The sequence below is a fragment of the Flavobacterium aquiphilum genome (assembly GCF_027111335.1).
Classification (GTDB): domain Bacteria; phylum Bacteroidota; class Bacteroidia; order Flavobacteriales; family Flavobacteriaceae; genus Flavobacterium; species Flavobacterium aquiphilum.
Genome location: NZ_CP114288.1, coordinates 3,367,842 through 3,383,539, shown reverse-complemented (window position 1 = coordinate 3,383,539; position 15,698 = coordinate 3,367,842). Strand labels below are relative to the sequence as shown.

General features: G+C 34.0%; 7 protein-coding genes. All 7 read left to right on the top strand.

The window, feature by feature from the left end; genetic code table 11:
• Positions 1-63 precede the first annotated feature (63 nt).
• Positions 64-2,415, top strand: coding sequence for a glycoside hydrolase family 31 protein (locus tag OZP12_RS13775; protein ID WP_281225602.1), 2,352 nt, complete (start codon positions 64-66; stop codon positions 2,413-2,415).
• Positions 2,416-3,493: 1,078 nt separating this feature from the next.
• Entirely contained in the window at positions 3,494-4,597 is a 1,104-nt protein-coding gene (locus OZP12_RS13770) for an endo-1,4-beta-xylanase (protein ID WP_281225601.1), read from the top strand.
• Positions 4,598-4,798: 201 nt separating this feature from the next.
• The gene (locus tag OZP12_RS13765) at positions 4,799-6,232 is read left to right on the top strand and encodes an MFS transporter (protein ID WP_281225600.1); all 1,434 of its coding nucleotides are present in this window, start codon (positions 4,799-4,801) and stop codon (positions 6,230-6,232) included.
• Positions 6,233-6,254: 22 nt separating this feature from the next.
• Positions 6,255-7,292 carry a glycoside hydrolase family 43 protein gene (locus OZP12_RS13760; RefSeq protein WP_281225599.1) on the top strand — a complete coding sequence of 346 codons (1,038 nt, stop codon included), beginning with the start codon at positions 6,255-6,257 and terminating at the stop codon, positions 7,290-7,292.
• 305 nt (positions 7,293-7,597) lie between these two features.
• Positions 7,598-10,633, top strand: coding sequence for a SusC/RagA family TonB-linked outer membrane protein (locus tag OZP12_RS13755; RefSeq protein ID WP_349293544.1), 3,036 nt, complete (start codon positions 7,598-7,600; stop codon positions 10,631-10,633).
• An 11-nt stretch (positions 10,634-10,644) separates the two neighbouring features.
• Positions 10,645-12,591 (top strand): RagB/SusD family nutrient uptake outer membrane protein, encoded by a 1,947-nt coding sequence (locus OZP12_RS13750; protein WP_281225597.1) that lies wholly within the window; start codon positions 10,645-10,647, stop codon positions 12,589-12,591.
• A gap of 379 nt (positions 12,592-12,970) precedes the next feature.
• Positions 12,971-15,502 (top strand): glycosyl hydrolase 115 family protein, encoded by a 2,532-nt coding sequence (locus OZP12_RS13745; protein ID WP_281225596.1) that lies wholly within the window; start codon positions 12,971-12,973, stop codon positions 15,500-15,502.
• The last annotated feature ends 196 nt before the right edge of the window (positions 15,503-15,698 follow it).

Here is a 15,698-nt window from a genome sequence, read left to right as displayed (position 1 = left end):
TTTATTCTTAAAAAATACTTTTGTTACTAACATAAATTGAAATTATTAATTTAATCAGTAACCATGAAATTTTTTAAACAAATCTATTTTCTAGTAGTCTTGGCAACTATTTTGACGGCTGCAAAAATGAGTGCTCAAAGTATTGAGCAAACAGCGCAGGGAGTGAAATTTTCTGCTCAGAATTTAAACATTCATATCGAATTCTATTCAGGTAATATTGTAAGAGTGTACAAAACGCCAAAAGACGTTTCTTATGAAAAAAAGAGTCTTTCGGTTGTGAAATCTCCTGAAAAAACAGTGGTGAATTTTGAGCAAAAAGGAAACAATATCATATTAAAAAGTAGTTCAATACTAATTGATGTTAACTCAGTAACTGGAGGTATCACTTTTTATGATACATCTGGAAAATTATTGCTCAAAGATAAAGATTACGGAACGCAATTTTCGCCTTTAAGCGAAGCCGGTACTTCTATTTATAAAGTTAGGGAAGGATTTTTATTGGATAAAGACGAAGCAATATATGGTGTTGGGCAAATTATGGATAATAAATTTAATCGCCGTAATTCATTCCATCACATGCAAAACGAGAATATGTCAACCTACTCTCCCTATTTTATGTCGGTAAAAGGATATGGCGTTTTTTGGGATAATTATTCCATTTCCGATTTTAATGACAATCCACAAGAGCTTTCTTTTGATGGGAAAGGCTATTGTTCTGATTATTATTTTATGTATGGTAAAAATGCAGATGGTGTTATTGCACAAGTTAGGGAGTTAACGGGCAAAGCACCTATGCTTCCATTATGGGCTTATGGATTTTTCCAAAGTAAAGAGCGGTATCATACGGAAGATGAAAGTCTGGACGTTTTAAAAAAATACCGTAAATTAAAAGTACCTCTTGATGTGGTTATTCAGGATTGGCGTTATTGGCCGGAATTTCAAAAAACAGATAGTTTATGGAATTCTCAAAGTTTTGACAAGGAACGCTTTCCAAATCCTAAAAAATGGGTTGATGAAATTCACAAACTAAACGCTAAGCTATTAATTGTTACATGGCCAGGATTTGGTCCTAAAACAGAACAACGTAAAGAGTTTGATAGTAAGAATATGATAATTAATTTTGATACCTGGCCTCCAAAAAGCGGTGCGAGGCCTTATGATGTTTACAACCCTGAAGCACTGAATATCTATTGGAAATATCTCAATAAAGGAATATTTAGTTATATTGAAAATGATGGTTGGTGGCTTGATTCAACAGAGCCGGATCATATTAATAAAAAAGAATCAGATTTTACACTTCCAACATATTTGGGCAGTTATGGTAGTGTTAAGAACGCTTATAGCTTAATGCACAATAAAGGAATTGCTACCAATCAACGTTTAACAAATAGTAATAAACGTGTTGTTATACTTACTCGTTCAGGTTTTATCGGTCAACAAAGATTTGGTTCTAATACGTGGAGCGGTGATGTAGTTTCTTCATGGGAAATGCTTGAAAAACAAATTCCTGCTGCTTTAAACTATACCTTGATGGGAATTCCTAATTGGAATAGTGATATCGGTGGTTTTTTTGCAGGACGTTGGAAAAATGGCGGGGGTAATAAAAATCCAGAATTTCAGGAGTTGTATGTTCGTTGGATGCAATTTGGTGCTTTCACGCCTATGATGCGTTCACATGGAACGGATCTTCCTCGTGAGATATGGAACTTTGGTGATCGTGGTACCTGGTGTTTTGATGCACAAGAGAAATCGATTAATCTGCGTTATAAATTGCTGCCTTATATTTATAGTACATCTTGGGATGTTAGTCATAACAACGGTACATTCATGCGTCCGTTAATTATGGATTTTGCAGCCGATACAAAAACGCATGATATCGGTAATGAGTATCTATTTGGTCGTACTTTTCTCGTAGCTCCCGTAACGCAATATAACGCAAGAAAATGGCCTGTTTACCTGCCACAAGGAAGTAGTTGGTACAACTTTTGGACTAATGAATATTTTAAAGGAGGACAAACTGTTGTAACCGATACACCTGTAGATAAAGTTCCTCTTTATGTAAAGGCTGGTGCTATTATTCCTTTTGGACCCGAAGTGCAATATTCAACAGAAAAAAAATGGGACAATCTCGAAATTCGTATTTATCCGGGGGCTGATGGTGAATTTTTATTGTATGAAGATGAAAATGATAACTACAATTACGAAAAAGGAAGTTATTCAACTATCAAATTCAAATGGAATGATCTGGCAAAAACACTTACTATTGGAGATAGAGAAGGTTATTTTTATGGTATGCTTAAATCACGCAAGTTTAAAATTACTGTCGCTAGTTATGATAAAGCATCAGTTGATGCTCTTTCAAAATTTGTAAAGGTTATTTCTTACAATGGGAAAGAGATAGTTGTAAAATTGTAAAAGAAACGAAGATAATGATGCTGGTTAAAAAGCAAAAGACAGATTAAGAATTGATTGCGAATTAAAAAGGAGTAGGAAACTTTATTTTCTGCTCCTTTTTTTATATGCACAAATGTTGTAAGCACATCTTTAACTTTTTTAATTCCCTGTTGAATTCTTTTTATCTTTTAATTATTTAATTTTTTAGAAAAATAACCGAACCTTATTTTCAATTGCAAAAAAGAAATCGATTAGTTTAATCTTGTGGTAGGGGTGGAATTCACATTTGGCGCATAAACAAAAAAAATTCCGAAATCTTATAAATTAAGAGTTTCGGGATTTAGTAAGTTACGCTTAATAAACAATTTACAAACCATTTTATCAATGATTTGAAGAAATTGGCATATTTCTCTATTGATTTGTAAGATAATTATTTTAAATATTTATTTTAAGCGGTTTGGTTGTATTGCAGGGGTTAAATCTTAAAAAGCGTTAAAATATCTAAGTTGTTTTTTCAAAAAACAGGTTATCTAGTAAAAATAGGATGATCAGATATTATTCGTAAAAAAAATATAGACTTAATCTTATGTTTTTTGTCAAAAGCAAGATGGTTATTGCTAGTTCGTTACATTTTATTTCTATATGTAACGTAGTGTAAAGTATTTGTAACAAATAAATAAGAGCTCTCAGTTTTTAATAAATACTTTTGAATTGTCTTTTTTTTATTGATTATTAAAAATAAACAGTATTTTTTTTCATATCAATAATTATTTCTTAAAAGTGTGCTGTATTGCATGTTTTGATTGCTGCTTCTTTTGAAAACTTATTTAAAAATAGTATTAGTTAAGTGTGAAAAAGGGATTGTATATGAATTGAAAGAGACAAAAAATAAGATTAAACTAAAGAGCTTTTCAGATTATAGACTTTATTATTCAACTTCAGCACTGCAGGCTAAACTATAAGGAGAAATAATAAATAGAAAATTATGAATTACTCTCCAGTTGTTCTTCAAAAAAAATAGTGGACTTGTGGTTTTGGGTAATTCCAAAACAATCACATTGTAAAAAATATAATTGAATAAATTAATCAAAAAAAAGTTATGAAATTGAGAAACCAATGTTTAGTATTTGTATGTCTTTTTATGTTAAGCAGCTATAGCTTAAAAAAAGAGAAATCATATACTGTTTCTTTAAAGGATGTTTTTAAAGATGAATTCTATATTGGAACAGCTTTAAGCGCGGACCAAATCGAAGAAAAAGCACCAAAAGAAGATTCTCTGATTCGCAAAGAATTTAATGCCATTACCGCTGAGAATATTATGAAATCAATGTTCGTTCATCCGCAAAAGGACAAATATGATTTTTCTCTTGCAGATAAATTCGTGGCTTATGGTAAAAAAAATAAAATGTTCGTTCACGGGCATACTTTGATTTGGCATAGTCAATTAGCTCCGTGGATGAGGAAGATTAAAGACAGTGTCGAGATGAAAGCTTTTATGAAAGATCATATTAATACGATTGTTTCCAGATATAAAGGACGAATTGGTTCCTGGGATGTTGTTAATGAGGCTCTGAATGAAGATGGAACTTTAAGAAAGTCTGTTTTTTTCAATACTATGGGTGATAAGTATCTAGTCGATGCTTTTAAATTGGCTGCAAAAGCTGACCCTAAAGCTGAATTGTATTACAATGATTATAATATCGAAGAACCTGTAAAAAGAGCAGGTGCTATTAATTTGATTAAAAAAATTAAGGCAGGCGGCGGAAAAATCGACGGTGTTGGTATTCAAGGACATTGGCGATTAAACAGTCCGTCATTAAATGAAATAGAACAAAGTATTTTGGATTATTCAGCCCTTGGGCTTAAAGTTGCTTTTACGGAACTTGATATTACTGTTTTACCAAATCCCGGAGATCTGAGAGGCGCCGATGTAAATCAGAATTTTCAAGGAAACAAAAAAATGAATCCTTATCCAAACGGATTGCCAGACTCAATCCAAAACAAATTGGCAAATCGATATGAGTCACTTTTTAGACTATTCTTGAAGCATAAAGACAAAATCAGCAGAGTTACTTTTTGGGGTGTTCATGATGGTCAATCATGGTTAAACGACTGGCCGATAAAAGGTAGAACAAATTATCCACTGTTGTTTGATGCCAATTTAAAGCAAAAGAAAGCTTATCAAAGTATAACTAATTTATAGCAAAAAGATGAGATTAAAAATGAAAACATATAGTAATGGTTTGAGTTGTTCCTTAAAATTGGAATAACTATTCGCATGCTATTTTTTTGCAGGTTAACACAACCGATTGTTTTTTTTCTCTATCTTCATGATTGCCTTTTAGGCAAAAGAATTTTAGAGATTGTGTATTCAGATAAATATTAATTACTAACAAAATAACTAATGAATTTTACTTCACAAAAATTGTCCATTAAAGAAAAAATTGGTTACAGCTTAGGAGACTTAGCTGCAAACTTAGTTTTTCAAACTTTGATGACCTATTTGGCTTACTTCTATACCGACATATATGGATTGTCACCTACTGATTCATCAATTATTATGTTAATTGTTGGTTTAGTTGCTGCTTTTGTTTTTAACCCAATAATTGGGGTTTTAGCAGATAGAACCAGAACAAAATGGGGAAAATTCAGGCCTTGGATTTTACTTACGGCAATTCCTTTGGGAGTTGTTGCTTTAATGGCGTTTTCGACTCCTGATTTTTCATATAAGGGAAAAGTTATCTATGCTGTAGTTACTTACACCTTATTATTGATTTTTTATGCGGGAAATAATTTACCATATTCTGCCTTAAGTGGTGTAATTACTGGGGATATGGCTGAGAGAAACAGTTTGTCATCCTATCGTTTTGTGGCTGTCATGTTTGCGCAGTTTTTTGTTCAGGTTTTTATGCTTGGAATTATAAAAAGTGCCGGAAATGGCGATAAGGCCTTAGGAATAGAAAAAGTAATGACTGTTTTGGCAATTATCGGAACAATAATGCTTTTAATTACATTTTTGACCACTAAGGAAAGAATAGTTCCTAAACCAGAGCAAAAGTCAACTGTTAAAGAAGATTTGAGTGATTTGATTAAAAATAGACCGTGGCTTATTATGCTGACATTAACTACTTTGGTTTTTGTTACTTTGGCAATGAAAGGTGGTTCTTATGTTTATTATTTTGAAAATTATGTAAATAAAGAGCAATTAGCCTCTTTTATTAGCCCTATTTTAAATTTGTTATCTGATATCGGTTTAAATCATTTTGGAAATGATCCTGTTGCTGCTGGATTTGGATTGTTTAATGCAGGAGGTATCATTTTTATGATTGTCGGCATTACATTGTCTAAGAATCTCGCTGATAAATATGGTAAGCGTAATGTCTTTGGTGCATTTTTGTTTATTTCTACGTTGTTTATCATCGCGTTTTATTTCTTTTCTCCAGATTCTATTGGACTTATGTTTTTTTCACAAATAATACACGGTTTTTTCTATGGAATCACAATCCCAATTCTTTGGGCTATGATTGCAGATGTTGCTGATTACTCCGAATGGCTGAATAACCGTCGTGCAACTGCCATTATTTTTTCAGCGATGATGGTAGGACTAAAAACAGGGTTGAGTATTGGAGGATCTTTAACAACGTTGTTTCTTGGCTATTTTCATTACGTGCCAAATTCATTGGTACAAACAGAAGTAGCTATTAATGGAATCAAATTATTAGTAAGTATTTTTCCGGCTATTCCTTTTTTGATTGGCACTGGATTGTTGTTTTTCTATAAAATCAATAAAGAAATGGAAGTACAAATTGAATCAGAACTTAAAAATAGAAGAACTTAATTATTTAAATAAAATTATCACTATGCCTGAAGATAGTATTGAACAGATTAATTTCGAGGAAATTAACGAACTGGCGATTTCAAAGCCTTTAGTATCCCATATCTATACTGCCGATCCCTCGGCACACGTATTTAATGGTAAAATATATGTTTATCCTTCCCATGATATAGATGCCGGGATTCCCTTCAATGATAATGGAGATCATTTTGGAATGGAAGATTACCATGTTTTCTCGATGGATGATATTTCATCAGAAGTTGTTGATAACGGGGTTGCATTGCATGTTGATGATGTGGAGTGGGCAGAAAAGCAAATGTGGGCTCCAGATGCAGCTTATAAAAACGGAAAATATTATTTGTATTTCCCTGCTAAACGTGCGGATGGAATTTTTCAGATTGGAGTGGCAGTTGGGGATTCACCTATTGGGCCTTTTAAACCAGAGGCTGATGCGATAAAAGGAAGTTATAGTATCGATCCAGCAGTTTTTGAAGATGAAGATGGGAAACATTATATGTATTTTGGAGGAATTTGGGGCGGACAGCTTCAGAAGTACAGAAATAACAAGTATGACCAAAATAATGAGGAACCATCAGTAAATGAAAGAGCATTAGGCCCTATTGTAGCTTTGCTCAGGGATGATATGCTTGAATTTGCAGAAGAGCCAAAAGAAATAAAAATTTTGGATGAAAATGGAGAACAACTGTTAGCAGGAGATAATAATCGTCGTTTTTTTGAAGCTTCTTGGGTTCATAAGTATAAAGGCAAGTATTATTTTTCATACTCAACAGGAGATACTCACTTTATATGTTATGCCATAGGTGATAATCCTTATGGGCCATTTATTTATCAGGGAAGAATTTTAAATCCAGTTATCGGATGGACATCGCATCATTCGATTTGTGAAGTAAAAAATGAATGGTATTTGTTTTATCATGATTCAAGTTTATCAAGAGGGGTAACACATTTGCGAAGTATGAAGGTTACTAAAATTGATTATACAGAGGATGGGGCAATTATTACAATTGATCCTTATGGGATAAGAAGAAAATTGTTTATGTAAATCAATTGAGAATTTATTTTAATTCTCTAGTTCCCTTAATATTCACATTATTTTATTTTTTTTAATTGACTTTTTTTGTCGATTGGAATTAAGTGGCTTTTGCCTTAATAGAGGAATAAATTAGACAACCGATTGCTTTACGAAGCTCATAGTTGTTAAAAAATAAACAACAGTGTTTTTAATGGTTTTCTGTTAAAAACACACTTATTAACTAAACCAAAATGAATTTTTAATTTAAATCAATTTTTATGACTAACTTTTTTGTTACAAGTAGACAGAGGCATTTTAGATGTTTTTGTTTTTTGATGATGATGTTTGCATTCTCACTGTTTTCGAATGCGCAGACAACGGTCACTGGTGTAGTATCAGATGCCAATGGCCCTATTCCTGGGGCAAATGTGAATGTAAAAGGAGGAAAGGGTGGAGCGAGTACCAATTTTGATGGGCATTACTCCATAAGTGTGCCTGCAAATGGTGTTCTTGTTTTTAGTTTTGTGGGTTTAAAAAGCAAAGAAGTGGATGTAAACGGGCGAAACACTATTAATGTTAAGCTTGAAGAAGAATCCAATACTTTGAAAGAAATTGTAGTAATTGGATACGGTGCTGTACGTAAGGAAGCAGTTACCGGGTCTGTATCTACAATTGCAGGAAAAGAATTGAGCGAATATGCATCAGGAAATGTTACTCAAGCATTACAGGCAAGATTACCAGGTGTGGAGTTAACTCAAACCTCTACAAAACCAGGAGCATCCATGCAAATTCGTATTCGTGGTACCAGATCGCTTACGGCAAGTAATGATCCTTTGGTTGTACTTGATGGTGTTCCTTTTGCAGGGTCAATTGGAGATATCAATCCTGTTGATATAAAATCACTTGACATTTTGAAGGATGCTTCTGCTACTGCTATTTATGGATCTCGTGGTGCCAATGGAGTTGTGTTGATTACAACGAATAAAGGGTATAAAGGTCAAAAACCTAAATTTACTTATAATGGATTTGGTGGTGTAAAGAATGTTTTTGGGGAATACGATATGATGAATGGCGATAAGTTTGCAGCACTTCGTGATGTTACTAAATTATATTCGGATGGAAGAGACGAGGTAAGAGGTACTAATACTGACTGGCAAGGATTGTTGTATGATTCTGGACAAATTATAAGTCATGATTTTGGTGTTTCCGGAGGAAGCGAAGGCGGTTCTTATACTGGAGGATTAGGGTATTATAAAGAAGGATCCGTTTTGCCTGTGCAATCATATGAGCGTTTTAGTCTTAGAGCATCATTAGATCAGGAAATTGGGACTGCATTTCGCGTAGGATTTACTACTAATAACAACTATGCAATTACAAACGGTGATAATATTGGGCCTGGTGCGGCTTTAGGGATGTCGCCTCTGGTTAATCCTTATGATGCTAATGGCAATTTAAAGAGAACTGTTAATATGGGATTAATAGATGATAAATGGGTTTATACAAGAGAATCTATTAATGCTTTAGGCGACAAGTATATTAACCAAAACAGAGCGTTTAGTTCTTATAACAATATTTTTGCTGAGCTTAAAATTCCAGGTGTAGACGGTTTGAAATACAGATTAAATTCTGGATTGAATTTCCGTGCAACTAATAATGGGTATTATGAAGGCCAAGGTGTTTTTGATGTAAATGCTGCAACTTTATCAAATGCTTCAATTAGTAACTTCATGTCAACGCAATGGTTACTTGAGAATTTAATTACTTATGATAAGACTTTTGCCCAAAAACATACAATTAATTTTGTTGGATTATATTCTAATGAGGGTTATACAGGTAATAGTTCGAGAATTTCAAGAAACGGAATTACTTCTGATGCATTTCAATTTTATAATCTGGGACAAAGTGAGGAACCTATCACTATCACACCGTCTGAACAGGATTATACAAAATGGGGATTACGTTCTTATATGGCAAGGTTAATGTATTCGTATGATAATCGCTATTTTATTTCAGGTACGTTGCGTTCTGATGGTTCATCAAGATTGGCAGAAGGTCACAAATGGGTAACTTATCCGGCAATTTCAGCTGGCTGGACTATTTCTAATGAATCTTTCATGAAGGATATTAGTTGGCTTAGTTCTTTGAAACTGCGTGCAGGATATGGTGAAACTTCTAACCAGTCAGTTGATCCGTATGCTACCTTAGGAACTTTAAGTACAAGACCTTATAATTTCGGAACTACTTATTCTACGGGAGTTTATGTTACTGAATTGCCTAACCCTGCTTTAGGATGGGAATATTCTAAGACTATGAATTATGGTTTAGATTTTGGATTTTTTGGTAACCGTTTGACAGGTACTGTAGAATATTATAATACACAAACGGAAAATTTATTACAAAGAGTTGGCTTGCCAACAACATCAGGTGTTAGTGGTTATACAGCAAATGTTGGTGCTACAGAAAATAAAGGATATGAAATTTCATTAAATGGAGTGATTTTGGATAACCCAAATGGCTTAACTTGGACAGTGGGTGTTAACTTTTATGCTAATAAAAATAAAATTACTTCTCTTGCTTCTGGAAAAGATAGGGATGAAGCTAACTTATGGTTTGTTGGTCATAATATCGCCTCTGTTTATGATTATCAAAAAATTGGGCTTTGGCAAGAGGGTGACGCTTTTATGGATAAATATGAAGCAGGACCAACAGGTGTTAATCAAGCAGGAACTGTTGTAGGATCTATTAAAGTAAAATATACTGGAGGTTTTAATCCTGATGGTTCTCCTACGCGTAGAATTGATGCTACAGATAGACAAATTCTTGATACCGATCCTGACTTTCAAGGTGGATTCAATACTAACTTAACGTATAAAGGTTTTGATTTTAATGCTGTTGGAGCATTCAAAAGCGGTGGAACTTTAGTAAGTACACTTTATGGTAGCGCTAGTTATCTGAATTTGCTTAATGGACGAAGCAGTAATGTCGATGTAGACTATTGGACACCAACAAATACAGGTGCAGATTTTCCAAATCCAAATGGAGTTAGGAGTGGTGATAATCCAAAATATATGTCAACTATGGGGTATTTTGATGCTTCTTATTTGAAAATAAGATCAATAACTCTTGGTTATACTCTTAAGGAAGATTTTATGAAAAAAGTCGGAATTGATAAATTAAGAATATATACTTCTGTTCAGAATCCATTTGTTTTCTTTTCTCCTTATCATGATATGTCTGGTATGGATCCAGAAACAAATTCATTAGGTGATCAAAACCAAGCAGTAAATTCATACCCTCGTAGAATTTTAGTTATTGGTACAAATACGCCATCAACTCGCAACTTTTTAATGGGTCTTAATTTAACATTTTAATAAAACATAATATGAAACGATATATATTTAAAAATATAATAGTAGGATCAGTAGCTTTGTTTAGTTTGGTAGGTTGTTCTGACCTATTGGAGGAAAAACCGCATGATTTTTATGAGCCTGGCTACTTCAAAACGGAACAGGGTGTAATTCAAGGATTAACATCGCATTATGCACATTTACGCTGGCTGTATGGAAATGCTTATTTTTATAATTCATTAGAAACAGGTACAGATGAGTCTACCTATGCACAAAGCGCCGATGGTAACTTTAAAGATCATGATTTATCAGGTGTAGGGACAATTACACCAAGTTCAAGTCGTTCAGATGTCTTATGGAATAATTCCTTTGCGGATATTAATACTGCCAATGGAATTATTGAAAATGGAGCAGCAGTGGGCGTTGCAAAAAGTTTGATTGCTGAATCTAAATTTTTCAGAGGATTTGATTATTTCTTGTTGGTACAGACTTTTGGAGGAGTTCCTCTGGATCTAGGGGCAGGGGAATTAAAATTTAATAGTAAACCTTCAAGATTTTCAGTACGTAACAATGTAGCAGAAGTTTATACCAAAGGGATTTTTCCTGATTTAAAAGCAGCAGTGGCTGAACTGCCAGATGCATCTAGATTGACTGGTACAGCAACTAAAACATTGGCTCGATTATATTTAGCAAAAGCTTATTTGACGTATGCTTGGTGGTTGGAAAACCCAAATAATATACCAACTTATCCAGAAACTCCCAGAACAGACCCTAACGGTCACAATGCACAATGGTATTTTCAAGAAGCATATAATGTTGCTTTAGAAGGAATTAATAATGCTGGGACTAATTTTGCTTTACAGGCAAGTTTCTACGATGTCAATTTGGGATCTAATGACCGTAATAAAGAAATGTTGCTTTATGCAGACCATACAGAAGCTAATGAGTATTATAACGGATCGAGTCTTACTTATGCTGGTGGAGGCGATGCAGATAATTTTGCAGGATGGATGCCAACCTGGAATTATACAGCCATTAAAAGTAAAAATGCAGCTGGTGCTTTAGTATCTCCTGTTCAGCGTGAAGCGGCTCAGGCTTTAGGACGTCCTTGGACTCGTATGGCTCCTCCTATCGATGTTTTTACAAACACATTTGCTGATAAAACAAATGATTCACGTTATGATGGTACTTTTACAACAGTGTATCGTGGAAACTGGAATTTAAAAGGAACTGGATTAACAGATGTAACAACATTGTATAATGCAAATTCATTGCCTATAACTTCAAAAGATGCTGTATTAACGTTTTTGGGAGCAGAACCTGCTACTGCTATAACATATCCTTCTGGAGCAGGCGATAGTGGTATTGGTGCCGGAGTATTACCAGGTAGATCTGATTATGTAATCTCTCCTCTAGGATTTAGTAGAATTGTGTATCCGGGATTTTGGAAAATGGGGCCATACCGTACAGACAATGCTGGAACTTTAGGACAGCCTAATGCCGCAAGTACAAGACCATTTCCTATTGCTAAATTCTCAGAACTCTATTTTGTAGCTGCTGAAGCTGCTGTAAAAGGAGCAACTGGATCTATGACAGCCAGAAGCCTGATTAATGTTATCCGTGCACGTGCAGGTAAATGGCGTTGGGATAATAATGGTAATGTAGCAAAAGTTGCAGATAATAGTGCGGCACTTACTGCAGCAACTCCAGCTGTTATTGACATTAACTATATTCTAGCTGAGCGTTCACGTGAATATTTTGGTGAGGGATACCGTTGGTATGATTTAGTACGTACTCAAAAATGGAATGAGTTAGCAGGAACCTATAGAATTGGAGGAGCTAGTTATGGCAATCATACTCCTGCAACAATAACAAGAACTATCTTGCCATATCATTATTTAAGACCAATTCCAGTTGGTCAGCTTGATGGGATGGAAATGACAGATGCTGAAAAGAAAGCTTATCAAAATCCTGGATACTAAGTTTTGGATTTAATGAAAAACTAATTTAAATAAGAATTTTGGTTAACAATTATGAGTGTAGTTTTTACAGGATACCTTAATAATTTGTTAGTTTTAAGTTTGTTTTAGTTAGGTAAGCCGAGGGATAATTCTCTCGGCTTTTTTAGTATCTTTTCAATATTTTTGAAATAAATAATCACTAGTATCTACTTAAAACCAGATTGTGCATTGGTCAAAAATTTCACCGATTAGTACAAATTTATTTAACTACCTGTGGGGAATTGACATTTATAAAGTTTACTTGTAAAATGAATAATGTAGCTGATTAGGTTATTATTATATTAACAGTTACGGAAAACTACTATTAGAAAATATAAATCACTAATTAAAATAAAAATTAATGAAAAGTATTCACAGTTGGATTACAGTATTGATAATCTGTATTTATTGGCCTTTAAGAGCTACAGAACCTTTTATAAAGAATGTAAGAAGTTCTGATGTTATTGTTTTAAAAGAAAAATCGGTAAATCTTTCTTTTTTTGTAAATACCACGTTGGATGCTGGTATTATGCGGGCTGTAGGTAATTTACAATCAGATTTTGAAAAAGTTACAGGTGCAAAACCTTTTGTCCTTAATCAAAATCCAGTTGCTTCTTCACCTCTTGTTATAATTGGGATGGTGGGAAATCCTATTATCGATAATTTGATCAAACAAAAGAAAATTGATGGAAAAGCTTTGATTGGAAAAAATGAAAAATTTATTATTCAGAATGTTCAAAATCCTTTTAAAGACGTTCAGGAAGCGGTCGTCATTGCAGGCAGCGACAAACGTGGGACAATCTATGGGATTTATGAATTATCAAAACAAATTGGTGTTTCTCCTTGGTACTATTGGGCAGATGTTCCTGTAAAGCAAAATGATAATATTTATTTTATAAAAGGAACATATACTGATGGTGAGCCTGCAGTGAAATACAGAGGAATTTTTCTTAATGATGAAGCACCGGCTTTAAGCGGTTGGGCGAAGCAGACTTTTGGAGGTTTTAACAGTCGTTTTTATGAAAAAGTTTTCGAATTACTGTTGCGTTTAAAAGCGAATTATATGTGGCCGGCGATGTGGGGCAATGCTTTTTATGATGATGACGCTGCAAGTGGGCCTTTGGCCAATGAAATGGGAATAATTATGGGAACATCACACCATGAACCCATGGCTTTAGCCCAAACGGATTGGCATCGCTACATAAAAAAGAATAATCTTCCTAATGTCTGGGATTATTCCAAAAATAAAACTGTTCTGGATGAATTTTGGAAAAGTGGTATAACTCGTAGTAAAAGCTGGGAAAAACTGGTAACAATTGGTATGCGTGGCGATGGAGATGAGGCTATGGGTAAAGGTACTAACATTAGTTTACTGGAAAACATAGTAAAAGAACAACGTCAAATTATTTCTCAGGTCACTGGAAAAGCACCCAATGCTACTCCACAGGTATGGGCATTATATAAAGAAGTTCAGGATTATTATGATGAAGGTATGCGTGTACCTGATGATGTAATTTTACTTTTTTGCGATGATAATTGGGGCAATGTGCGCAAACTTCCTGATCTAACCAAACCATTACATAAAGGAGGGTACGGAATGTATTATCATTTTGATTACGTGGGAGCACCACGAAATTCAAAATGGATTAACATAAGCCCGATACAAAGAGTCTGGGAGCAAATGAACCTGAGCTACGAACACGGCGTGGATAAAGTTTGGGTTGTCAATGTTGGGGACTTAAAACCAATGGAGTTTCCAATCAGCTTTTTTTTAGATATGGCATGGAATCCTAAGAAATTTAATTCGCAAAATTTATTTGATTTTACTGAGCAGTGGGCTGCAGAACAGTTTGGAAAAAAATATTCCAAAGAGATTGCTGGATTTCTAAACACATATCCAAAGTTTAATCGTCGTGTAACCCCTGAAATGCTTGATAGTCAAACGTACAGTCTGGAAAATTATAATGAATTTCAAACGGTGGTGAATGATTATAAAAATTTAGCATTGGATGCATATAGGGTTTATAATGAAATGCCAAAGGAATATAAAGATGCTTATTTTCAATTAGTACTGTATCCAGTAGATGCCTGCAGTAATTTGTACGAAATGTATTTTGCACAAGCTAAAAATAAAATACTTTCTCAGCAAAAAGATATTGAGGCAAATTATTATGCAGATTTAGTAAAAAGTAAATTTGAACGAGATTCCGTTCTTCAATATAAATACAACAATGAAATATCTGGTGGGAAGTGGGTTCATATCATGGATCAGATGCGTATTGGGTACAAAAATTGGAATGATTTGCCTAAAAATATAATGCCTGAAACCAAATACGTTGCTGAATCCGAGAAAAATGTACCAACGGTTTTTGTTGAAAAAGACGGCTATGTGTCCATTGAGGCAGAACATTTTTCAGCGGTTGGTGATGCAAAAAGAATCCATTGGGGAGTTATTCCTAATTTTGGAAAAACAAAAAGCGGTATTACCACTTTTCCGCAGAATCTTTATCCCGATCCAAAGGAAAATGTTTTTGTGGAGTATGAAATTAACTTTACTTCAACAGGGGAGTTTAATGTAGAACTTCTTCTGGCGCCTACCCTTAATTTTAATAGTAATAAAGGACTCCGTTATGAAATTTCTTTTGACGGTGATATCCCGCAGATAGTGAATTTTAATGGAAAGTATAGAGGAGAATTAGGGAAATGGCAGGCAGAACATATTATTAAATCTGCAACCAAACACAGCATTTTAAAATCTGGAAAACATACACTTCGCATCCGAGCATTAGATCCGGGAATTGTACTTGAAAAAATACTTATAGACTGCGGCGGATTAAAACCTTCTTATTTGGGGGCTCCAGAAAGTAACAGGATTTTCCTGAAGAACTTTTAATGAAATACTTAATGTAAAGAGTATAACAGAATTAGGGTATTATTTACTCCATCCTTTGTTAACCTCAGGTTGCAAATTAGACATAAATCAGACTAATTAGCATAAAAAAACTGCAATAATCTGCGACTTGAGCAATCAATGTCATTAGGATTAAGACTTTTTACTAGATTTTATCTAAATATAATTCTCATAAGTA

What these genes read in the sequence shown, in the direction of transcription:
- OZP12_RS13770 (WP_281225601.1), top strand. Translation starts at nt 3,494, where the DNA reads ATGAAATTGAGAAACCAATGTTTAGTATTTGTATGTCTTTTTATGTTA.
- OZP12_RS13755 (WP_349293544.1), top strand. Translation starts at nt 7,598, where the DNA reads ATGATGATGTTTGCATTCTCACTGTTTTCGAATGCGCAGACAACGGTC.
- OZP12_RS13750 (WP_281225597.1), top strand. Translation starts at nt 10,645, where the DNA reads ATGAAACGATATATATTTAAAAATATAATAGTAGGATCAGTAGCTTTG.
- OZP12_RS13775 (WP_281225602.1), top strand. Translation starts at nt 64, where the DNA reads ATGAAATTTTTTAAACAAATCTATTTTCTAGTAGTCTTGGCAACTATT.
- OZP12_RS13760 (WP_281225599.1), top strand. Translation starts at nt 6,255, where the DNA reads ATGCCTGAAGATAGTATTGAACAGATTAATTTCGAGGAAATTAACGAA.
- OZP12_RS13765 (WP_281225600.1), top strand. Translation starts at nt 4,799, where the DNA reads ATGAATTTTACTTCACAAAAATTGTCCATTAAAGAAAAAATTGGTTAC.
- OZP12_RS13745 (WP_281225596.1), top strand. Translation starts at nt 12,971, where the DNA reads ATGAAAAGTATTCACAGTTGGATTACAGTATTGATAATCTGTATTTAT.